The sequence below is a fragment of the Janthinobacterium sp. GW822-FHT07H11 genome (assembly GCF_058798615.1).
This window is the reverse complement of sequence record NZ_CM179507.1, coordinates 2,866,800-2,887,845: the sequence shown is the minus strand read 5'-3', so window position 1 is coordinate 2,887,845 and position 21,046 is coordinate 2,866,800. Positions and strand designations below refer to the sequence as shown.

General features: G+C 64.0%; 27 protein-coding genes. 22 read left to right on the top strand and 5 right to left on the bottom strand.

Annotated features, from left to right (window positions below; translation table 11 throughout):
* Position 1: 1 nt before the first annotated feature.
* The 4 genes from fliQ to AC3RCJ_RS12970 are packed head-to-tail and all read right to left on the bottom strand — an operon-like array spanning position 2 to position 2,203.
* Positions 2-274, bottom strand: a complete 273-nt coding sequence (gene fliQ, locus AC3RCJ_RS12985; protein ID WP_492958728.1) for a flagellar biosynthesis protein FliQ — start codon at positions 272-274, stop codon at positions 2-4.
* 3 nt (positions 275-277) lie between these two features.
* Positions 278-1,048, bottom strand: coding sequence for a flagellar type III secretion system pore protein FliP (fliP, locus tag AC3RCJ_RS12980; protein WP_492958726.1), 771 nt, complete (start codon positions 1,046-1,048; stop codon positions 278-280).
* On the bottom strand, positions 1,045-1,410 hold the full coding sequence (locus tag AC3RCJ_RS12975) for a FliM/FliN family flagellar motor switch protein (RefSeq protein ID WP_492958724.1): 366 nt from the start codon (positions 1,408-1,410) through the stop codon (positions 1,045-1,047). The genes fliP and AC3RCJ_RS12975 overlap by 4 nt, the downstream gene beginning before the upstream one ends.
* Position 1,411: 1 nt before the next feature.
* The gene (locus AC3RCJ_RS12970) at positions 1,412-2,203 is read right to left on the bottom strand and encodes a FliM/FliN family flagellar motor switch protein (protein WP_492958904.1); all 792 of its coding nucleotides are present in this window, start codon (positions 2,201-2,203) and stop codon (positions 1,412-1,414) included.
* A 664-nt stretch (positions 2,204-2,867) separates the two neighbouring features.
* Between AC3RCJ_RS12970 and fliE the strand changes: the two genes are divergently transcribed.
* The 17 genes from fliE (at position 2,868) to AC3RCJ_RS12885 (ending at position 16,608) form a co-directional block, all read left to right on the top strand.
* Positions 2,868-3,206, top strand: a complete 339-nt coding sequence (gene fliE, locus AC3RCJ_RS12965) for a flagellar hook-basal body complex protein FliE (protein WP_492958722.1) — start codon at positions 2,868-2,870, stop codon at positions 3,204-3,206.
* Positions 3,207-3,254: 48 nt separating this feature from the next.
* The gene (fliF, locus tag AC3RCJ_RS12960) at positions 3,255-4,997 is read left to right on the top strand and encodes a flagellar basal-body MS-ring/collar protein FliF (RefSeq protein WP_492958720.1); all 1,743 of its coding nucleotides are present in this window, start codon (positions 3,255-3,257) and stop codon (positions 4,995-4,997) included.
* Positions 4,975-6,015, top strand: a complete 1,041-nt coding sequence (locus tag AC3RCJ_RS12955) for a flagellar motor switch protein FliG (RefSeq protein ID WP_492958718.1) — start codon at positions 4,975-4,977, stop codon at positions 6,013-6,015. The genes fliF and AC3RCJ_RS12955 overlap by 23 nt, the downstream gene beginning before the upstream one ends.
* Positions 6,012-6,701 (top strand): flagellar assembly protein FliH, encoded by a 690-nt coding sequence (gene fliH, locus AC3RCJ_RS12950; protein ID WP_492958716.1) that lies wholly within the window; start codon positions 6,012-6,014, stop codon positions 6,699-6,701. Before AC3RCJ_RS12955 ends, fliH begins: the two co-directional genes overlap by 4 nt.
* On the top strand, positions 6,698-8,008 hold the full coding sequence (gene fliI / locus AC3RCJ_RS12945; RefSeq protein WP_492958714.1) for a flagellar protein export ATPase FliI: 1,311 nt from the start codon (positions 6,698-6,700) through the stop codon (positions 8,006-8,008). Before fliH ends, fliI begins: the two co-directional genes overlap by 4 nt.
* A gap of 7 nt (positions 8,009-8,015) precedes the next feature.
* A complete protein-coding gene (locus AC3RCJ_RS12940; protein WP_492958712.1) occupies positions 8,016-8,453 on the top strand; it encodes a flagellar export protein FliJ in 438 nt (145 codons plus the stop codon).
* Positions 8,454-8,539: 86 nt separating this feature from the next.
* Positions 8,540-9,955, top strand: coding sequence for a flagellar filament capping protein FliD (gene fliD / locus AC3RCJ_RS12935; protein WP_492958710.1), 1,416 nt, complete (start codon positions 8,540-8,542; stop codon positions 9,953-9,955).
* Positions 9,956-10,024: 69 nt separating this feature from the next.
* Entirely contained in the window at positions 10,025-10,414 is a 390-nt protein-coding gene (gene fliS, locus AC3RCJ_RS12930) for a flagellar export chaperone FliS (RefSeq protein WP_492958708.1), read from the top strand.
* Positions 10,407-10,715, top strand: a complete 309-nt coding sequence (locus AC3RCJ_RS12925; RefSeq protein WP_492958706.1) for a hypothetical protein — start codon at positions 10,407-10,409, stop codon at positions 10,713-10,715. The genes fliS and AC3RCJ_RS12925 overlap by 8 nt, the downstream gene beginning before the upstream one ends.
* The gene (locus tag AC3RCJ_RS12920; protein ID WP_492958704.1) at positions 10,712-11,890 is read left to right on the top strand and encodes a flagellar hook-length control protein FliK; all 1,179 of its coding nucleotides are present in this window, start codon (positions 10,712-10,714) and stop codon (positions 11,888-11,890) included. Before AC3RCJ_RS12925 ends, AC3RCJ_RS12920 begins: the two co-directional genes overlap by 4 nt.
* Before the next feature lie 11 nt (positions 11,891-11,901).
* A complete protein-coding gene (locus AC3RCJ_RS12915; RefSeq protein ID WP_492958702.1) occupies positions 11,902-12,366 on the top strand; it encodes a flagellar basal body-associated FliL family protein in 465 nt (154 codons plus the stop codon).
* Between the two features lie 39 nt (positions 12,367-12,405).
* Positions 12,406-13,143: a FliA/WhiG family RNA polymerase sigma factor gene (locus AC3RCJ_RS12910; protein ID WP_492958700.1), complete on the top strand. Its 738-nt coding sequence runs from the start codon at positions 12,406-12,408 to the stop codon at positions 13,141-13,143.
* A 79-nt stretch (positions 13,144-13,222) separates the two neighbouring features.
* On the top strand, positions 13,223-14,137 hold the full coding sequence (gene motA / locus AC3RCJ_RS12905; protein WP_436509372.1) for a flagellar motor stator protein MotA: 915 nt from the start codon (positions 13,223-13,225) through the stop codon (positions 14,135-14,137).
* Entirely contained in the window at positions 14,121-15,125 is a 1,005-nt protein-coding gene (locus AC3RCJ_RS12900; RefSeq protein ID WP_492958697.1) for a flagellar motor protein MotB, read from the top strand. Before motA ends, AC3RCJ_RS12900 begins: the two co-directional genes overlap by 17 nt.
* 16 nt (positions 15,126-15,141) lie before the next feature.
* The gene (flgM, locus tag AC3RCJ_RS12895) at positions 15,142-15,432 is read left to right on the top strand and encodes a flagellar biosynthesis anti-sigma factor FlgM (protein ID WP_492958696.1); all 291 of its coding nucleotides are present in this window, start codon (positions 15,142-15,144) and stop codon (positions 15,430-15,432) included.
* Positions 15,429-15,869 (top strand): flagellar export chaperone FlgN, encoded by a 441-nt coding sequence (gene flgN / locus AC3RCJ_RS12890; RefSeq protein ID WP_492958693.1) that lies wholly within the window; start codon positions 15,429-15,431, stop codon positions 15,867-15,869. Before flgM ends, flgN begins: the two co-directional genes overlap by 4 nt.
* A complete protein-coding gene (locus AC3RCJ_RS12885; protein ID WP_492958691.1) occupies positions 15,856-16,608 on the top strand; it encodes a glycoside hydrolase family 73 protein in 753 nt (250 codons plus the stop codon). The genes flgN and AC3RCJ_RS12885 overlap by 14 nt, the downstream gene beginning before the upstream one ends.
* 4 nt (positions 16,609-16,612) lie before the next feature.
* Here AC3RCJ_RS12885 and flgA read toward each other — a convergent pair whose 3' ends face one another.
* Positions 16,613-17,182, bottom strand: coding sequence for a flagellar basal body P-ring formation chaperone FlgA (gene flgA / locus AC3RCJ_RS12880; RefSeq protein WP_492958689.1), 570 nt, complete (start codon positions 17,180-17,182; stop codon positions 16,613-16,615).
* A gap of 332 nt (positions 17,183-17,514) precedes the next feature.
* On the opposite strand from flgA, the gene flgB reads away from it, so the two are divergent.
* The 5 genes from flgB to AC3RCJ_RS12855 all read left to right on the top strand — a co-directional run bounded on the left by flgB (position 17,515) and on the right by AC3RCJ_RS12855 (position 21,029).
* Positions 17,515-17,877: a flagellar basal body rod protein FlgB gene (gene flgB, locus AC3RCJ_RS12875; RefSeq protein ID WP_492958687.1), complete on the top strand. Its 363-nt coding sequence runs from the start codon at positions 17,515-17,517 to the stop codon at positions 17,875-17,877.
* A gap of 8 nt (positions 17,878-17,885) precedes the next feature.
* Complete coding sequence (gene flgC, locus AC3RCJ_RS12870; RefSeq protein WP_492958685.1) at positions 17,886-18,302, top strand: flagellar basal body rod protein FlgC; 417 nt, start codon at positions 17,886-17,888, stop codon at positions 18,300-18,302.
* Between the two features lie 3 nt (positions 18,303-18,305).
* Complete coding sequence (locus tag AC3RCJ_RS12865; protein ID WP_492958683.1) at positions 18,306-18,956, top strand: flagellar hook capping FlgD N-terminal domain-containing protein; 651 nt, start codon at positions 18,306-18,308, stop codon at positions 18,954-18,956.
* Between the two features lie 61 nt (positions 18,957-19,017).
* A complete protein-coding gene (locus AC3RCJ_RS12860) occupies positions 19,018-20,274 on the top strand; it encodes a flagellar hook protein FlgE (protein WP_492958681.1) in 1,257 nt (418 codons plus the stop codon).
* A gap of 26 nt (positions 20,275-20,300) precedes the next feature.
* Positions 20,301-21,029 (top strand): flagellar basal body rod protein FlgF, encoded by a 729-nt coding sequence (locus AC3RCJ_RS12855; RefSeq protein ID WP_492958680.1) that lies wholly within the window; start codon positions 20,301-20,303, stop codon positions 21,027-21,029.
* The last annotated feature ends 17 nt before the right edge of the window (positions 21,030-21,046 follow it).

The following is a 21,046-nucleotide window of genomic DNA, read 5'->3' as shown; positions in this document are numbered from 1 at the left end:
GCTATCCGACCAGGGTGGCCGCGCGCTGAAAAATGGAAACGCAATAATCCATCAGGTAGCCCGACATCCAGCGGCCGGCCAGTATCAGGGCCAGCAGGGTGACGAGCAAACGCGGCAGGAAGCTCAGGGTCTGCTCGTTGATCTGCGTGGCCGCCTGTATCAGCGCCACCACCAGCCCCGTCAGCAAACCGGGGACGACCAGGATCACCACCAGCAGCATGACGATGTGCAGTGCTTCAACGACCAGGTCGACGGCGACTTCCGGGGTGAACATGGGTCAGTACGCCTGTATGCTGGTGACTAAAGTGTTGACGGTGAGGGTCCAGCCGTCGACCAGCACGAACAGCAGCAGCTTGAACGGCAGCGAGATGACCAGCGGCGACAGCATCATCATGCCCATCGCCATCAGCACGGACGCCACCACCAGGTCGATGATCAGGAACGGTATGAACAGCATGCAGCCGATCTGGAACGCCGTCTTGAGTTCGGACAAGACAAATGCCGCCAACTTGACCGTGAAGCTGTGGTCCTGCGGACGCATGGTCGTCGGCTCGCCCGCCAGGTGCGCGATCTGCGCCAGGGCCGCCTTGCTCGTCTGCGCCAGCATGAAGCGCGAAATCGGCACTTCGGCGATCTTCAGCGCTTCCTGCATGCCGATCTGGTCGCGGTCGTAAGGCACGAAGGCGTCCTTCCACACCTGGTCGCCGATGGGACGCATGACCAGCAGGGTCAGGATCAGGGCGATGCCGGTGACGATGCGGTTGGGCAAGCCCTGCTGCAGGCCCAGGGCCTGGCGCAGCAGGGAAAGCACGATGACGAAGCGGGTAAAGCTGGTCATCATCATGACCATCACGGGCAACAGCCCGAGCAGGGTCATGACGACGAGGATCTGCATCTTGACCGACAGGTCGGTCTTGGCGCCCGGCACGATGCCGGCCAGCAAGTCCTGCGCGCCGGCGGCGCCGCAGCACAGCATCAGGACGGGAACCGCCAGCGCGGCGGCCAGCAGGCCGCGGCGCCGGCCCAAGCCGGGTACCGCCAGCCTCATGCTGTCATCATGTCGAGATTGAGGCCGTCGAGGTCGATGACTTTCAGGCCATAGTTTTCGCCGGCAACCACCACTTCGGCGCGGCCGATCGGCGTGCCGTTGACCTTGATGACGAGCGGCTCGCCGGCCAGCATGTCGAGTTCGATCACGCTTTCGGGACCGATGGCCATCAGCTCTTCGAGCGAAATGCGGGCCGAGCCCACTTCCAGGGTCAGCGTGACGGGAATCTTGCGCATCATCTGCGGAATGTCGCGCCGCGCGCGGCCGCTGGCCAGGTCGGCCACGTCGCCCTGGTCAATGATCATATCGTCGCCCAGGTCTTCCAGCAGGGTTTCGCTCTGGTTGGTATCAGTCATATTCATATTATTCGACATCTTCAAATGAGGTTAAACAGAGCTTGCCCTTGTGTTCCGACACGGCCGCCGTAAACAGGCGGGAATCATCGAGCATCACGTCGGTGCGGCTCAGGCTGACGGGAATCACGTCGCCCACGCGCAAGTCGAACAGGGCGCCCAGCTGCACCTGCTTGCTGACCAGCCGGCCCTCCAGCGTCACCTGCAGGCGCGACGCCAGCGGGCGCACGCTGCGCAGGGCCTTCTTGGCCTGGGCCCGTTCGGGCAGCAGGCCGCGCAGCACGTCGGCCATCAGCCGCTTGTCCAGCGAGAACCAGAAGTTACCGCTCTGCCCCGCTTCGACATCGCTGACCGCCACGTTGACGACCCAGGTGCCGCGCGCCGGATGCACGCCCGACTGCACGGCCACCTCGGCGGCCGTGTCGATATCGCTGGACTTGCCCAGCGCCTGCAGGTTCTTGTGGATGCGGGCGAACAGGCTGGCAAGCAATTGTTGTCCCAACACCACAGCCAGGCGCTCCTCGGTGGCCGTCACGCGCACCAGCGCGGGATCGGGCAAGGGGCTGCCCTTGGCGCCCGCGTTGCCATAGCGGTAGTTCAACACGCTCAGCAGTATCCGCCGTTCCAGGGTGAAGCCAGCCTGGCCCGCAGGCGTGGAAAAGCTCAGCCAGCGGTTGACGCTGTCCTCGCCCTCGACGCGCGACAGGCTCACGCCGTCGATCTGGAAGTTGCCCCAGTAGCGACGGCTCATGGGCTGGCGCAGCGCCGCCGCCAGGTCATCGCGCAACTGGGCGCCGAACACATGCAGCAAGTGGACAGGACGTCCAAGCAGACAGGAATCCAGGACTTGATGGCGCAAAGTTTGATCTGTCTTAGTGGTTATCATGGGTCATGTCGGTGTTGCGGTGGCAGAACAAATTATACGGATCGCGCGGAATTAAATACAGCATCATCTTGACGTCGCCCCGGGCATTGACAAAGCGCGTTTCCCCCGACGCCGGCAAACAATGGCGCATCCTAACGCATGACAGATGACTATGGTGCTGAACAATACAGGAAATCCTTAAATATTGCCATGCATCAATAGTCATTGAGGCAATGCACCCTTTACTTTATAGTTGCCACGAGGTAAGCTTATGGCGACAAAATTTAGCTTTGCAGTGCGCCATTCCACTTACTCTGATTCCGGTTTTCATGGCATTTTTCAACACCTCTTCCTGCCATTTGTAGAAACTTTATCAGCTATATATTAGTTGCCATGGCCTTGCAAATTATTTGCGTTCGTCAGCGTGGGTTGCCTGAGTACTGCTCGCAGCGGATGGTGTGACAACTGATAAGACTGATGGGCCCTGGGAATCGGGCCGGGCGGGAATGGCACGGGCAGGACCGGCGTGCGATTCTGGCTGGAATGGCAACACCAGTATTTCTGATTGATACGTCACCGCATATTGAAAGTAGAGGGCAAGATGAGCAACGAACTCGCAGGTCTGATCAAGGCCGATCTGGCAGCACTGAGCAATGACGCACGCGCCCTGGGCGCCAGCATTGCGCCGGCGGCCAGCTTCGGCGCGCCGGAAGCTTCCGGATTTTCCTTCGCGCAAAGCATGAAGGATGCGGTCGGCAAGGTCAACAATGACGACCGCATGGCCGCGCAAAAAATGAGCGATGTCGACAGCGGCAAGAGCGACGACCTGGTCGGCGCCATGCTGGCCAGCCAGGAAGCGAGCCTGTCCTTTTCCATGTTGATGCAAGTGCGCAACAAGGTCATGGGCGCCGTCGACGAACTGATCAAATTGCCTTTGTAAGCTCCACGCCCAGCCTCCCAGCGAAAGTTATCCCACGTGATTACCCCCATGAAGTCCGCATTCGCGCGCTGGCGCCTTGGCGCCCAGCCCGCCATCCCGCCTGCCCTGCTGAAAAACCTGGTTCCCATCCTTGTCCTGGCCATCGGCATCACCGCCCTGGTGATGATGTATTTCTGGCGCGACCAGGCCAACTACAAACCGGTCTTCGGCGCGCGCGAAAAAGTGGCCGTGACGGACATGATGGCCACCCTCGATGCCGAACACATCCCCTACCGCCTGCATCCGGACAGCGGCCAGGTGCTGGTGCCCGACGCCATGCTGGGCAAGGTGCGCATGCTGCTGGCGTCGAAGGGCGTGACGGCGCAACTGCCGGCCGGCCTGGAATTGATGGACAAGAATGACCCGCTGGGCGTGTCGCAATTCGTGCAGGACGTGCGCTTCCGCCGCGGCCTCGAAGGCGAGCTGGCGCAAAGCATCATGACGATGGATGCCATCGCCTCGGCGCGCGTGCACCTGTCGATCGCCAAGTCGACCTCGTTCGTGTCCAGCGATGGCGACAAGTCGTCCGCCTCCATCGTGGTGGCCGTCAAGCCCGGCCGCACGCTGGCGCCGGAGCAGATCGCCGCCGTCATCAACATGGTGGCCGGCAGCGTGGCCAGCCTGGCGCCGACCCGCGTGAGCCTGGTCGACCAGGGCGGCAACCTGCTGTCCTCGCACGTCGACCTGTCCGATGGCTTCGATGCCTCGGCCGCCGGCAATGAAGGCGCCAGGCGCTTCCAGGACGAGATCCGCCGCAACGTGACGGGCCTGCTCGGCCCCGTCATCGGCGAAGACAATTTCAAGCTCAGCGTGACGGCCGCCGTGGACAACGACCGGGTCGAGGAAACGCTGGAAAAGTATGGCGAAGCGCCGAAGGTGACCAGCGAAGCGATGCGCGAAGAGCAGGAACGCAACCGCACCGTGGCCGGCATCCCCGGCAGCCTGTCGAACCGTCCGCCGGCCGCCGCCGTGCCCTCCCCGACCGGCGCCGCGCCCGCCGATGGCGCGCCGAAGCCGGCCGACGACGGCACCGCGCGCAAGAATGCCACCACGCGCCAGTACGCGTATGACCGCAGCATCACGCAGATCAAGCGCAGCCGCGGCCGCCTGGAGAAACTCAGCGTGGCCGTCGTCCTGAACAGCGCCGCCGCACCGAACGCGAAAACGGGCTGGACCCCGGCCGAGCTGGCGAATATCGAAAAGATGCTGCGTAGCGGCCTGGGCATCAACACCCAGCGCGGCGACAGCCTGAGCCTGACGGCGCTGGCCTTCCCCGCCAAGCAGCCCGTGGCCCAATGGTGGGAAGAGCGCGATACCGTCGTCGACTTCAGCAGCTGGCTGCTGTATGCGCTCGGTGCCGTCCTCGGCTATTTCCTGATCCTGCGCCCGCTGCTGCGCCTGCTGACGACGCGCCTGGCGCCACCGGAACTGAAGCAGCTGGACCCTGCGCTGGCCCTGGCCGGCAATGCCGCGAACGCCAGCGGCACGGGCGTGGGCGGCGTGGCCGCCGCCAATGGCGCCGCCAGCGTGCCCGCACTGGGCCTGAACGGCTTGCCGGCGCTGGAAGGCGTGGCCGCCAGCGGCAACATGCCTGTCGTGCCGCTGCTGGAAAACTACGACTTGCCGCCGCCTGGCTCGGCCGTCGACGTCATGGTCGACCACCTGAAAGTGCTGGCGGAAAAAGAACCCGAGCGTGTCGCCGAAGTCGTCAAACAATGGATGCAGAAAAATGGCCGAACTCAACAACAATAATTTCCCCGAAGACGCAGAAGTCGACAGCGTCAACCTGAGTCCCGTGGAACAGGCCGCCATCGTGCTGCTGAGCATAGGCGAGGAGCAGGCGGCCGCCGTGCTGCGCTGCCTGTCGCGCGAAGAATTGCTGGAAGTCACGCAAGTGATGTCGCGCATGAGCGGCATCAAGGTCGAAGCCGTAAAAACGGCCATGCAGACCTTTTTCGACGATTACCGCCAGCAAAGCGGCGTGCACGGCGCCTCGCGCAGCTACCTCAAGCGTTCGCTGGACCTGGCGCTGGGCAGCGATATCGCAAATAGCGTGCTGAACAATATCTACGGCGACGCCATCCGTCCGAAAATGGCACGCCTGCAGTGGGCTTCGCCGAAATGGCTGGCCGAATACATCGTCAACGAGCACGTGCAGATGCAAGCCGTGTTCCTGGCCTTCCTGCCGCCCGCGCTGGCCGGCCAGATCCTCGACGCCCTGCCCGTCGAAGGCCGCGACCTGGTGTTGCTGAACCTGGCGCGGCTGGACGAGATCGACCGCGACCTGCTGGTCGAGCTCGACGAGCTGGTGGGCCGCTGCCTGGGCACGCTCGACACGCAAAGCACCAGCGTGGAAGGCATCCGCCAGGCGGCCGAGATCCTCAACCGCATGCCGGGCAACCGCGCCGCGCTGGTCGAACTGCTGCGCGCGCACGATCCGGACGTCGTCTCGGAGATCGAACTGAGCATGTACGACTTCCTGATCCTGGCCACGCAAAGCGATGTCACGCTCACGCGCATCCTGGAAGACGTGCCGATGGAACAGTGGGCCATCGCCCTGAAGGGCGCGGAGCCGGCCATCCGCGACGCCGTGCTGAAAACCATGCCGCGCCGCCAGGCGCAAAGCTTCGAAGACATGATGCGCCGTTCCGGCCCCGTGCCGCTGTCGCGCATCGAACAGACGCGCCAGGAAATCATGGCCACCGTCAAGGGCCTTGCCGACGCGGGCGAGATCGAAGTGCAACTGTTTGCCGAAGCGGTGATCGAATGAAGCACTTCCGCTCCTACCGTTTTCCGCCGCTGTCGCAATTCATCGCCGCCGGCCAGCGCAGCGCGACCGAGGATACGGATGGCCAATGGCAAGCCTCCGTGTCGGAAGGCTTCGAACAGGGCCAGCGCGACGGCTATGAAGTGGGCCTGGTGCAAGGACAGCAGGATGGCTATGACGCCGGACGCAGCGATGGCGTGGCGCAGGGACGCGAGGAAGGCCGCAACGAGACGCTGGTGGCGCTGGACCGCCTGGCGCGCCCCGTCGACGCCATCCTGCGCGACCTGAAGAAGGTGCGCGCCGACTACCGCGAAGCGCAGCGCAAGGAAGTGGTCGACCTGGTGGCCAAGGTGGCGCGCCAGGTGATCCGCGCGGAACTGGCGCTGCAACCGGTGCAGCTGCTGGCCCTGGTCGACGAGACGCTGGCCTCGATGCCGCCCACGCGCGAGGAAATCGACGTCTTCCTCAACCCGGAAGAACTCAAACGCATCAGCGAACTCGATCCGAAGCGCGCCAAGCGCTGGAACCTGATCGCCGACGCGCGCCTCGACGCGGGCGAATGCCGCATCAAGGCGGGCGACAACGAAGTCGACGCGGGCTGCCACCAGCGCCTGTCGGCCTGCATGGAACAGGTCAGCAGCCACCTGGCGCTGGCGGCCGAACACGCGGACCACGGCGCGCCTGCATGATCGCCGACACGCTGCGCAGTTTCGAGATCGGCGACATTCCGGTCGCGACCCCGACCGGCCGCCTGGTCGGCGCGTCCGGCCTGCTGCTGGAAAGCGCCGGCTGCCGCCTGCACACGGGCCAGCGTTGTCAGATTGAAACCGTCAGCGGCGAGTGGCTCGATGCGCAAGTCGTCGGTTTCCGCGAAAAACTCTCCTACCTGATGCCGTTCAAGAAGGCCACGGGCCTGACCACGGGCGCGCGCGTGCTGCCCCTGCCCGACAAGGCCAGCCTGCAGATCGGCCCGTCGTGGCTGGGACGCATGGTCAATGGCCTGGGCGAGCCCATCGACGACCTGGGCCGCCTCGGCGGCGAGCACGTGCTGGAAGTGACGCCGCCGAAAGTCAACCCCCTGAAGAAACAGCCCGTCATCGAACCGCTGGACGTGGGCGTGCGGGCGATTAACAGCATGCTGACCCTGGGCAAGGGCCAGCGCGTGGGCCTGATGGCCGGTTCCGGCGTCGGCAAGAGCGTCCTGCTGGGCCTGATCACGCGCCAGACGGTGGCCGATGTCGTCGTCGTCGGCCTGATCGGCGAACGCGGACGCGAAGTGCGCGAATTCGTCGAAAAATCGCTCGGTGCCGATGGCTTGAAAAAGGCCGTGCTGGTGATCGCGCCGGCCGACGAGTCGCCCTTGATGCGCATCATGGCCACCGAATTGTGCCATTCCATCGCCGCGCATTTCCGCGACCAGGGCAAGCACGTGCTGCTGCTGGTCGATTCGCTCACGCGCTATGCGATGGCCTTGCGCGAAGTGGCGCTGGCCCTGGGCGAGCCGCCGGCCACGCGCGGCTATCCGCCGTCCGTCTTCTCGAACCTGCCGCAGCTGGTGGAAAGCGCCGGCAACGGCGCCCACACCAACGGCAGCATGAGCGCCATCTACACGGTGCTGGCCGAAGGCGACGACCAGCAAGACCCGGTGGTCGACACGGCGCGCGCGATTCTCGACGGCCATATCGTGCTCACGCGCGAACTGGCCGAACGGGGCCACTACCCCGCCATCGACATCGCCGCCTCGATCAGCCGCTGCATGGCGCAGGTGATCAGTCCCGAACACATGCAGGCGGCGCGCGCGCTGAAGGCCTCGATGGCGCGCCATGCGCGCGTGCGCGACCTGATCCCGCTGGGCGCCTACGTGCCCGGCGCCGACCCGATCACCGACCGCGCCGTACAACTGCACGCGCCCATCGAAGCCTTCCTGTGCCAGGGCACCAAGGAAGAGGCGCCGATGGGGCCGTGCATCGCCCAACTCGAACAGATCATGGCATGAGCACACTATGAGCAATGCACACACCATACGCAACCTGACCACGCTGGTCGGCCTGCGCAGCACCGAAGTGGAACGCCTGCAAAGCGAGATGGCGTCGCAGACGGCCGTGCGCGAGCGCTACCAGAAAAACCTGGAACGCCTGACGGGCTTGTACACGGATAGCGGCCCCAGCGGTGCCCTGCCCCTGGCCCTGTCCGTCAATTGCGGCAATTTCAAGCAAGCCGTGATGCAGATGGCCGACCAGCACCGTACCGACCTGCACCTGCATGAAGCGAATATGGCCGTGTCGCAGCGGGCCCTCAACACGGCCTGGGCCAAGCGCGAAGTACTGGATCAGGTATTGACGCAAAAACAGAAATATGTTGCGAATGAACAACATCGGGCTGACGCAAAGCGGCAGGATGAACTGGCGACCCAATTCTGGTTCCGCGGGCAGGTAAAATAATGTTTTACAGAAATAATTTCAGAAAAGTGGATATTTGGTCGCCTTGTCATTGGGTATATCCTGCATGCTAATTTTAGGAGTTTGACATGGCCCTTACCACTTCCGCTTCGAATACCTACGACCCGACGGCGTCGGCCCAGGCATTGACCGACAAATATACGGCCGATCTGCAGGCGCGCATCACCGCCCAGACCAAGGCCGCCACGGCCACCTCGGGTGGCCTGGTCAACCTGAAGATGGCCCTGACCTCCTTCAGCTCCAGCTTGCTGGGCTTGACCAGCGGCAAGACCATGCTGGCCCAGGGCGCCACCTTCAGCAACACGGCGCTGGGCAGCGCCACGGCGTCGGAGACGGCCGCCGCCGGCACGTATTCGCTGTTCGTGGAAAAGATCGCCACCAACGACCAGATTTCGCTGGGCGGGCTGACCGGCACGCCGGTACCGGCCGCGGGCAAAGGCACGCTGAAGATCAAGCTGGCCAACAATACCGACTTCACGGTGGACCTGAGCAAGGCCAATACGGATGCCGACAGCGCCACCCTGTCGGCCAAGGAAATCGCCGCCGCCATCAATGCGGAACCGAAGAACAACTCGCGCGTGACGGCGTCCGTCATCACCATCGGCGGCATCGCCCAGCTGGTGCTGACGTCGAATGTCAGCGGCGAGGAAGGCGCGCTGTCGCTCGACGCGGGCGCGCTAGCGCCCGGCGCCTTGCAAGATGCGCTTGCCGCCACGCCCAAGCAGCTGGTTACGGCCCAGGATGCCGTCATCTGGGTCGGCGGCAAGCCGGCCGACGCGTCCGACACCAGCAACCGCATCAAGCAACCGTCTAACACCTTCAGCAATATCGAAGGCGTGAAGATGACCTTCACCAAGGCGCAGGCGAGCGGCGACGCGCCGATGACCCTGACCGTGGCGCTCGATACGTCCGCCACGACGACCAATGCGCAAAGCTTTGTCACCGCCTACAACAAGCTCAAGGCCGTGCTGGACGGCTTGACCGACCCGGGCGACCCGGCCTCGGCCAAGGCCGCCGGCGTGTTTTCCAGCGACAGCGGCGTGCGCGTGCTGCGCGACCAGCTGGTGCGTACCCTGCGCGAAACGGCAACGGGCGCGCTGGCCAATTTCGGCATCACGGCACAGCGTAACGGCACGCTGGCGCTCGACAGCACCAAGCTGGTGGCGGCGCTGAAGACGAATCCGGGCGGTCTGGACAAGGCAATCGGCAACAATTCCGCCAGCGCCCCCAGCGGCATTGCAGGCAAGCTCGACAAGTTCATCTCCACCTGGACGTCGACCAATGGCCAGTTGTCGCAGCGCGAGACGTCGGTCGCCAAGCTGCAAAAGTCGCTCGACGCGCGCCAGACCAAGTTCGAGGCCGACTACACGACGATGTACAACCGCTACAAGGCGCAATTTACGCAACTGCAAGCGCTGCAGGCGCGCATGTCGCAAACGACCGATATGTTCGATGCCCTGTTCGGCAGCGACAAGACTAAATAGAGGCCGGTGCCGTCCGCGTGACGATGGCGCCAGCCTGCCAGCCGTACCCGGCTTTTACAGTGAGAAAAAATGATGAACCACGATGCATACAGTAATTACCACGCCGTCAACCTGGATGCGCAGACGTCGCGCGCCACCCCAGTCGAGCTGGTCTTGCTGCTCACGGACGGCCTGCTGGAAGAACTGGCGCGCGCGCGCGGACATATCGTCGGCAAGCGCTATGAACAAAAGGCCATCAGCCTCGACAAATGCACGGAAATCATCAATGGCCTGTCCAGCTCTCTCGATTTCGAGAATGGCGGCGAAGTCGTCGCCAATCTGGGCCGCCTGTACGAGTACTGCACCGGCCGCCTGTACTCGGCCGGCATCACGCTCGACCCGACCCTGATCGACGAGGTGACCGCCTTGTTGACCACGATCAAACAAGGCTGGCTCGGCGTACAGGCCAAGAATGGATAGCACGCCCCTGACGCTCCAGCTGGCACGCGAGGTGCTCGCCGCCACCGCCAGCGGGGACTGGAGCGCACTGGAAGTACTCGACAGCAGACTGGCGCAGCACCTTGCCAGCCTGGGCATATTGAGCGAACGCGAAAAAGCCGCCCTGCTGGCCTTGCGCAAGGCGCACGCGCAGGCATTGCAGGCGTGTTCCGACGAAAAGCATCGCCTGGGCATGCAGCTGGGCGAGATACATTCGAAACAAGAAGGCTGGGTCGCGTATGCGATTGAGAGTGCCATGTATCAAGATGAGAATCCAGCATGAATATAAGCTTCAACACCATAGCGACCACCGCGAACACGCCATCGAAGGGCGTTGACGCCGGCGTTACCGCGGCTGCGGGCAAGGGCGCGCCCGCTGGCGGCAAACCGGACACGCTGCTGTTTGCCCTGCCCCCGCTCGCGCAGGAACCGGGAGCCGGCGATGCCGCCCTGGCACAGGATCCTCCTGCCGCGGACACTGGCGTGCCGGCCGCCGATACCGACGTGCCGGCCGACATCGCCCAGGCCGCGACAGTCCAGGATGCGGGCTTGCCCGCCATGGCGGCGCCGCTGATGGCGCCCATGCCGCCGGCGCTGGCGCAAGCCGACGCGGCGGCCGTCACGGCGGCGGCAGGCAAGCGGAACGATGGCGTCGCCGCCACCGAGCAAGCCGGCGCGCAAGCGAACCTGGCCCTGAACAGCCGCCTGCATCCCGATGCCGTCGCCTTCAATGTACCGGCCGCCAGGATGGCGCCAGCCCGGGCACAGGGCGAGCCGCTGGCGGCGGCCCAGCCAATGCCGGCCTCGCCGGCCGGCGCCAGGACGGCGCTGCCGTCCGCCGGTTTCGAGGCGGCGCTGGCAACGGCGGCAAGCGCCACGCCTGCGGCTGCGGCGCCCGCCGCCGCCCGCGATGGCGAGCGCAGCCTTGCTACGCCGGCGCCGAACAGCGCCGCCCCCGGCCTGGCCGCCGGCGTGAGCAGTGGCGCCGCGACGAGCGCTGGCGCCGACACGATCAAGCTCAGCGGTCCAGCACAGCAATGGCAGGAACCGCTGCGCGAAGCCTTGGGCGACCGGCTGCAGACGCAGATCGGCCGCAATGGCGAACACGCGGTGATCCGTCTCGATCCGCCCATGCTGGGCCGCATTGAAATTTCGATACGCCACACGGCGGGCGCGCTGCAGGTGAACCTGTCGGCGTCGAACTCGGAAGTGCTGCGCCAGCTGCAAGGCATCGGCGAAAACATGCGCAGCGACCTGGCGCAGCGCCAGTACACCGAGGTGGCCGTGAATATCAGCGCCACCGCGCGCAGCCCTGCCGCGCAGGCCTTCGCCGAAGGCGATGCGCGCGGCCAGCGTCAGCCGGGACGCCAGAATGACGAGACGGAACCGGGCCGCGCCCTGTCTGACGGCGCCACTGCCGGCACCACCTTCGCCATGCATGAGCGGGAGCAAAACTGATGAATACAAAAATGAAACTGATTGGCGGCTTCGTGCTGGTGGCCGTGCTGGCCGCCGGCGCGGCCGGCGGCGCCATGTGGTACCTGGCCAAGCCTGTCGCGGCCCACGGCGACAGCGCCGAAGCCAAGGCCCCGCCGCCGCCCGCCACGGGCAAGAAGGCGCGCAAGTTCCTCACGCTCGACAAGGTCATCGTCATGCTGCGCCGCGGTCCCGGCGACAGCGACACGCACTACCTGTCGGCCGACCTGGTGATCGCCACCACCGAAGAAAAGGAAAAACTGACCAAGGATCATTTGCCGCTGATGCGTTCGATCGCCGTCAGCACCCTGTCGAGTTTTCCGCTGGACAAGGCACAGACCATGACGGTGGAAGAATACGCGGAACAGATCAACAAGGCCTTCAATGTCAGCTACGAGCGCGAACAGATGGAAAAGCCTTTCACCGAAGTCATGGTCGGCAAGCTGATCATTGAATAAGCCGACGCCAACACGCCAGCCGACCTAGTGGGAGACCCTGTGGCTTATGTAGAGCAATACCAGGAAGCCTACGGCGCCGGCGAATATGCCGCCGCCAGCGCTTGCGCGGCCGTGCTCAGCGTTGCCGAAGAGCAACAACATCTGGTAGCCTATGCGCCGCTGGTCAAGCGCATCGTGCGCCAGCTCAATTCGCAGGTGTCGGGCGCCATCGACCGCGACGACATGGAACAGATAGGCCTGATGGGCTTGCTGGAAGCATTGCGCCGCTACGGCGTGCCCGACCAGTCCTTCGGCAGCTACGCCAGCCTGCGCATCCGCGGCGCCATCCTCGATGAACTGCGGCGCCAGGACTGGCGCCCGCGCGCCGTGCGCCAGGAAAGCCACCGCCTGCGCGACAGCGTGCGGGCGCTGACCCGGCGCCTGGGCCGCGAACCGCAGGAAGCGGAAATCATGGCGGCGCTGAAACTGACGCCGGAAGCCTATCAGGAGTATCAACTGGCGGAAAACGCCGAACTGATCGCCAGCTTCGATGAAGTACTGCAGGAAAGCCTGGGCCAGGCCGACAGCGCGCCTAGCCCGGAAGAGCAATTGATGGTGCGGCGCAGCCTGGAGCAGGCCCTGCGCGCACTCGACGAGCGCGAACAGCGCGTGGTGCAGATGTATTACGAATTCGAATTGAGCTACAAGGAAATTGCCGCCGTGCTGGACCTGAGCGACGCCCGCGTATGCCAGTTGAACAAGACGGCGCTGGGAAAAATGAAAGCCATGCTGACCTAAGTTTCAGCAATGTTTCAGCAAAAGTTTCAGCAATACCCATCAAATTGATGCAGCACAATGACGCAGAAAGGCAGTTGACATGGTAATTATCGGTATCTTAATCGTGATGGGGTGTGTATTCGGAGGCTTCGCCCTGATGGGCGGCACCGTCCACGCGATCTGGCAGCCGGTCGAATTGATCATCATCATCGGCGCCGCCGTCGGCGCCCTGGTGCTGGGCAATCCCAAGCATGTCCTGGGCGAAATGCTGCACCAGATGCGCAAGATCGTCACGCACAAGAAGCAAGGCTCGGAATTCCAGCGCCAGTTGCTGCTGCTGATGTATGAACTGCTGCAAACGGCCGCCGGCGGCCTGAAGGCGCTCGACGCGCACGTCGAGGCGCCGCGCGAAAGCGCCCTGTTCCAGCGCTATCCGCTGGTGCTGGAAGAGCCGAAACTGCTGGCCTTCATCGTCGACAACTTCCGTCTGATGGCGATGGGCAAGATCAACGCGCATGAGCTCGAAGGCGTGCTGGAGCAGGAACTCGAAGCCATCCACGACGAATTGCTGCAACCGTCGAAGTCGCTGCACAAGATCGCCGAAGCCATGCCCGGCTTCGGCATCCTGGCCGCCGTGCTCGGTATCGTGATGGCCATGAATTCCGTGGCCGACGGCGCCGATGCGGCGGAAATTTCGGAAAAAGTGGGCGCCGCCATGGTCGGTACCTTCATCGGCATCTTCTTTTGCTACGGCGTGCTCGATCCGATGTGCAATATGATGAAACAGTTGGTGGGCGAAGAAGGCTCGACCATGGAATGCGTGAAGGTCGTGCTGGTCACGCACGTGGCGGGCAAGCCGCCGCTGCTGGCCATCGATGCGGGCCGCCGCCTGGTGCAGCTGAACATCAAGCCGAGCTTCGCCCAGCTGGAAAGCTGGATCAATGCGCTGGAAGCTGGCGGCGCGGAACAAGAGCAAGGCCAAGGCCGGGGAGGCCGCCGTGCTAAAGCCGCATGAGAAACATGAACAGGCCATCATCAAGCGGGCCGGGCGCAAGCACGACGACGATGGCCACGGCGGCGCCTGGAAAGTCGCGTTCGCGGACTTTTGCCTGGCCCTGCTGTCGCTGTTCCTCGTGCTGTGGCTGATGGCCGCGCGCGAGCAGCAGGCGATGAAGGAAATCATGATGGATGCCAACCCGGGCAGCCGCCAGGGCGAAGGCCAGGGCGTCATGCCGGAACAGAAAGGCGGCCCGCGCGGCAGCCTGATCGAGCGCTTCCCCATGCCGCGCAAGGGCACGGGCGACACCCGCACGGAAGGCAAGCAGACGCAGGACGGCAAGGCCGGCTCGGCGGCACAGCAGCAGCCGAAAGTCAGCTATCAGTCGCCGGAAGACTTGCTGGCCCTGTCGCGCGCGCTCGACAAGCTCAGCGATGAAGCGGGACTGAAAAGCAATCTGCAATCGGTGATCACGCCGTATGGCTTGCGCGTCATGCTGCACGATACGGACAAGCAGGGCATGTTCGTGCGCGGCAGCGCCGTGCCGACGGACCGTTTCCGCAAATTGCTGCGCCAGATGGGTCCTGTCTTCGCGCAGATGGAAAACCAGATGCTGATCGTCGGCCATACGGATTCGCTGCAATACGCCAATACCGGCTATGAAGGCTATTCCAACTGGACGCTGTCGGCCAACCGCGCCATGTCCGCGCGCGCCCAGTTATTGGCAGGCAGCATGAACCCGGAAAGCGTGCTGCAAGTGGTGGGCATGGCCGACCGCGCGCCGCTGGACGTGAAAAATGCCAGCGCCGGCATCAACCGCCGCATCGAACTGTTAATATTGACGCGTGGCCAGGCCGACAGCATCGCGTCCATGTTCGGCATGACGGGACAGCAGGGCCGTGGCGAAGACGTCGAGGTGGCGGAACCCGATACGGCCACGCTGCAGCGCCTGCGTGACAAGCTGGGCTTGCCCGCAAAGAAAGAACGGGACCAGCATGCAAATTAAAGGCAAGGGACAACGTATGAAAATCTCCTCTGGCAACACCGGCGCCACCGTGCAGGGCGCCGCCGTGGCACCGGCCGAGGCGATCAGCGAACACGCTGGCGCCGGCGCGGCCATGGCCGGCGCGTCGGCCGGCGCGCAGATGCAGTCGGCCGTGCTGCAGCCGGCCATGGCCGCGCTGCGCGCCATGCCGGAAATCGACCATGAAAGAGTCGCCATGCTGCGCGATGCGCTGGCCAAGGGCGAATTGCCGTTCGACCCCTCGAAACTGGCCGGCCTGATCCAGCGCTTCCACGGCGGCGAATCATGACCGCGCCACGCAAGGGCATCACGCGCCAGGAAGCCGTGCGCCGGGTCTTGCAGGGCATCGCCGAAGACCGCCAGGGCTACCCTGCCCTGCTGGCTTTGCTGGAAGAGCAATTCCAGGCCACGCTGCGCCACCGCAGCGCGCAGCTGACCTTGCTGGCGGACCAGGTGATCGCGGCCGTCGAGGAACTCGATGCGCGCCGCCGCCAGCGCGTCAGCCTCGTCGCCGCCCTGCTGGGGCCGAAGGGCGATATGCCGCAATTGTTTGCATTACTGCAAGAAGAAGCGCGCGCGGCCGCCTTGGCCGACTGGGCGGCGCTGGAACAGATGGTGCTCGAATGCAAGCGCCTGAATGCCCGCAACAGCGAATTAATGACAGAACAGTACAGCATCATGCAGCGCGTGCTGCGTGGCGAGGAAGATACCTATGCGCCAGCCTGATTTCATGACCGCCCGCGCCATTGCGGCCACGCCATCGACGACGGCCACCATGGGCGTGCAAAGCAATATGCGCGCCACGGGCGCGACCGCGTCGACGGGCAGCTTCAGCAGCGTGTTCCAGCAGGTCCAGGGCGAAGTGGCCCGCTTCATCGAACAGGGCGGCGGCACTGCCGCCACCACGCTCAGCCCGCAAGGCCGCGCCTACCTGGACAACAGCCTGCCCGGCAACGTGCTGGGCAGCATCAACCAGGGCGGCGAGATCGGCGAAGTGCAGCAGCAGTTCCTCGCCTCGATCAAGCCGTGGACCGAGGAAACGGGCGCGCGCCTGGGCGTGGCGCCGGAAATCGTCGCCGCCCATGCGGCGCTGGAATCGGGCTGGGGCCAGCGCCCGCTGCGCCAGGGCACGGGCGCGGACACGAATAACCTGTTCGGCATCAAGGCCAGCGGCAAATGGCAGGGCGACGTGGCCAGCAATGTCACCACCGAATACGAGGCGGGCAGCGGCACGGCCCTGAAGAAAACCGAGCGTTTCCGCAGCTACCCGGACCAGGCCAGCGCCTTCCGCGACTATGCGCAAGTGCTGCTGGACAATCCGCGCTACCGCGCCGCGCTCAATACGGGCGACGACGCGGGCGCCTTTGCCCGGGGCCTGGCGCGCGGCGGCTACGCCACCGATCCCAACTACGCCGCCAAGCTCACGCAGCTGGCCACGCGCCTGCAGCGCACGGCGGCGCCATAAGCGTTCAGCGCCCTGGCACGTCCAGGGGCTCGACGACACCCGCATCGACCACCCTGGCGCGTATCACCGTGCCGCTGGCGGCATTGCGCACGCGGATCACGTCGCCATGCGCGCCGGCATCGACGGCCTCGCCCGCCATGCTCACTTCCACTTGTTCCTTGCGCGCCACGATGCTGACGGCGCTGCCCCGCTTGACCAGCGTGGGCGCCGCCAGCTGTCCCTGGCGCAGCACTTCGCCCGCACGCAAGCTGCGCCGGCTCGACAGGCCGACGGCATCGGGCAAGGCCGCAATGCTGTCGGCGATCATCGTCACGTCGCGCCGCGCCAAGGTCACATCGCCCGCCTGCAGCGGCGTATTCGCCGTCACGGGCACGCTGGTCACGGCGACCTGGGCCGTAACAGTGCCGCGCACCAGCAGTTCATAGCGCCAGCCGCCGGTGCCTGGACAGACGGCGACAAAGCGCATGCGCTGCGGCGAACGGCTATCGGCCGCCTCCAGCGCCACCGGTGCCGGGCAGGCAGGCAGGGGCCGCGTATTTTTTACAACAGCGACCTGAAACTGGGGTTCCAGCATTCCCGCAGAGGACGCCTGCTGTGCCAACTGCGCGCGCGCGATGGCTTCGGCACGCAAAAATATATTGTCGGCTGGCAATTCTGCGCGTCCTGCACTACTATATAGGCTGGTCAGTAAAAATAGGCCCGGGAGCAGTATGCGACGACACGCTGGCTTGTCATGCATCACGAAGTCTTTGTAGAAATGAATCATTACTAACCTTAATCAAAGATACTGAAGCGGCATGACCTTACCATGCGTCAACATGATCAGGCTGGGATTTTACCTCTGCGCCACCTATTTTCTCGCCGGAACCGCAAAAAGCACGATCGAATTCAATACAAAGGATGACCATGGGGATTAATTTCAAGGATGCGCTGGGCGTGCACGCCGATGCACTGGCGCTGCGTGCCGACCGCACGCGCGTGCTGGCGGCCAATATCGCCAATGAAAACACGCCGGGCTTCCAGGCCATGGACATGGATTTCGGCAGCGCCCTGCAGCAATTGCAGGATAACGAGGCTGGCCTGCTGTCGACCGACGACGATGCCAGCGCCCTGTACCGCGTACCCTACCACCCCAGTCGCGACGGCAATACCGTCGAAATCGGCGTCGAACAGGCGGCCTTCTCGCAAAATGCCACGGACTTCCAGACCAGCCTCAGTTTCGTCAACATGAAACTCAAGGGGCTGGCCAAGGCCATCTCCGGACAATAAGGATACGCATGAGCTTCCAGGATATTTCCAAGATCGCCGGGTCGGCGATGGCGGCGCAGACCGTGCGCCTGAACACCATCGCCAGCAACCTGGCCAATGCCGATTCCGTCGCCGGCTCCGAAGGCGAAACCTACCGCGCGCGCAAGCCCGTGTTTGCCGCCGTCATGGATGGCGGCGGCGCCAGCGGCGCGGGCGGCCGCGTGCAGGTCATGGACGTGGTCGAAAGCGACGAGCCGCTGCGCAAGGTCTACGAACCGGGCCACCCGATGGCCAATGCCGATGGCATGGTGTTCTATCCCAACGTCAACCAGGTGGCGGAAATGACCGACATGATGTCGGCCTCGCGCGCGTTTGAAACGAATGTTGAAGTTCTGGGCCGCATCAAGTCGATGCAGCAGTCGCTCCTCAAATTAGGTGAAGTGTAATCCATGGAAACTACCCTTTTTACAAACAATAATGGCAGCGGCACGACCGGCAACGCGGTCAAGTCGCAAAACAATGCCACCCAGGATATGTTCACCAAATTGCTGGTGGCCCAGATCAAGAACCAGGACCCGCTCTCGCCTACCGATCCCAGCCAGTTCGTCAACCAGTTGACGCAGCAGGCGCAAACGGAAGCGATGCAAAACCTGTCCAACCTGACCAGCGCCAATGCCAGCGTGCTGCAAACCATGCAAGTGCTGGCACTGGGCGCCCAGGTGGGTTCCGAAGTGATGGTCAACAGCACCACCGTGCAGCTCGACAGCAGCAAGGTCAACGGCAGCATCTCGCTGGCCGCCAACAGCAGCAAGACGACGGTGACCCTGAAGGGCGACGACGACAAGGAATACAAGATCGAACTGGGCGCCAAGGCCGCCGGCAGCGTGCCGTTCACCATCGATCCGGCCAAGCTGGGCCTGCCGGCAGGCACCTATACGATGGACGTCACCACCAGCAACGCCGAAAAGCCGACGGTCGACATCGCCGGCAAGCTCAACAGCGTGCGCCTGTCCGCCACCGGCAGCATGATACTCAGCGTGGCCAACCTGGGCGAGATCAACCCCGGCGCCATTACCGGCTTTAACGGCAAGACCAGCTGATACGGCCCGCTCCCCCTGCTTCCTGCCCAATTAATCCTGTCCTTCATTTAAGGAAACGACCATGAGTTTTGACATCGCACTGTCCGGCATCCAGGCCATCAACCAGCAATTGAACACCAGCAGTAACAACATCGCCAATGCCGGCACCTATGGCTTCCGCAGCAGCCGCGCCAACTTCTCGTCCATGTATGCGGGCGCGCGCGCGACCGGCGTGGAAGTCGGTTCGGTCACGCAAAGCATGTCGCTCAATGGCGGCGTGCTCAACACGGGCCGCACGCTCGACGCCGCCATCGACGGCCGCGGCTACTTCGTCAGCCGCGATGCGCAAAACACCATGAGCTACAGCCGGGTTGGCATCTTCTCGGCCAGCAACAGCGGCTACCTGATGGATTCCAACGGCAAGCTGGTGCAAGGCTATGCCACCGTACCGGGCAACACCACCCTGGGCCCGATGGGCGACATGAAGATTCCCACCGGCCAGATCCCTGCCAAGGCATCGGAAAAGCTGACGTATACGGGCAACCTGTCCTCGGACTGGGTCGCCAAGACCATTCCTTTCGACAAGGGCAACCTGCAAAGCTACAACAGCGTCAAAGGATCGGTGGTGTACGACTCGCTGGGCGCCAAGCATCCGCTGAACCAGTATTTCATCAAGACGGCCGACAATACGATCAAGGTGGAATACTTGCTGGACGACAAGCCGCTGGCAGCACCGGCCACCGCCACGATCCTCAAGTTCGGCACCAACGGCCAACTGGAATCGATCAATGGCGCCACGGCCACCAACATCCCCGTGCCGCCGGCCGTCAAGCCGGCCGACTGGAAGCCGACGTTCGCCAGCATCAACATGGGCGCGACGGTTGCGGGCGCCAATCCGCTGGCATTCAAGATCGACTATAACGATACCACCCAGTACGCGGGCGAAGCGACCACGTCGATCAACAAGTCCGATGGCTATGCGTCGGGCACCTACACGGGCGTGGAACTGGCGGACGACGGCTCGCTGGTGGCCAAGTACACCAACGGCGAAAAGCAGAATATCGGCACCATCGCGCTGGCCACGTTCGCCGACGAAGGCGCGCTGACGGCCGTCAACGACACCAGCTGGATCGCCTCGACCACCTCCGGCACGCCGCTGTACGAGCGTCCGGGCGTGGGCATGGCCGGCAAGCTGGCGACGAGCTCGCTGGAACAGTCGAACGTCGACATCACGACCGAACTGGTCGGCCTGATGACGTCACAACGCAACTACCAGGCCAATTCGAAGGTCATCTCGACCGAGAACGCCATGCTGCAATCGCTGATGCAAGCGTTGTAATCTCCGATACGCAAGGGTAAAGAGCAATGGATGCGCTGATTTATACCGCCATGAGCGGGGCCGACCGTGCCCTGCGGGCACAGCAGGTACACGCCAACAACCTGGCCAATATCGAAACGGGCGGCTTTCGCGCCAACCTGGAGGTCTCCACCGCCCAGCCGCTGCAAAACGGCTATGGCTATGACGACCGCCACATGACGCAGACGCAGTCGAGCGCCATCGGCACGCGCACCGGCACCATCAAGGAAACGGGACGCGAACTCGACGTGGCCATCACCGGCAACGGCTTTCTCGCGGTGCAATGGCAGAACGGCGAAGCCTACACGCGCGCCGGCGCCATGGACCTCGATGAAACGGGCGCGCTGACCATCAATGGCCGGCCCGTGCTGGGAGAAGGCGGTCCGATCACGATACCCGAGCACACCAGCCTGGCTATCGGCGCCGATGGCACGATTTCCATCCAGGTGCCGGGCACGGCGCAGATGCAGACCGTCGACAAGCTCAAGCTGGTCAACGCGGAAGCGGGCGAACTGACGAAGAACGAGGCGGGCCTGATCGTGGCGCGCAGCGGCGAAGACTTGCAGGCCGACCCGGCGGTACGCCTGCGCGACCGCCACCTCGAAGGCAGCAACGTATCCGCCGTCGAGGAAATGGTCGCCACCATGAGCCTGAACCGCAGCTTCGAGATGCAGATGAAAGTATTCAAGGCCAGCGATTCCATGACGGAATCGGGCAACCGCCTGCTGGGCGCCTGAGTCCACCGCGCTTAACT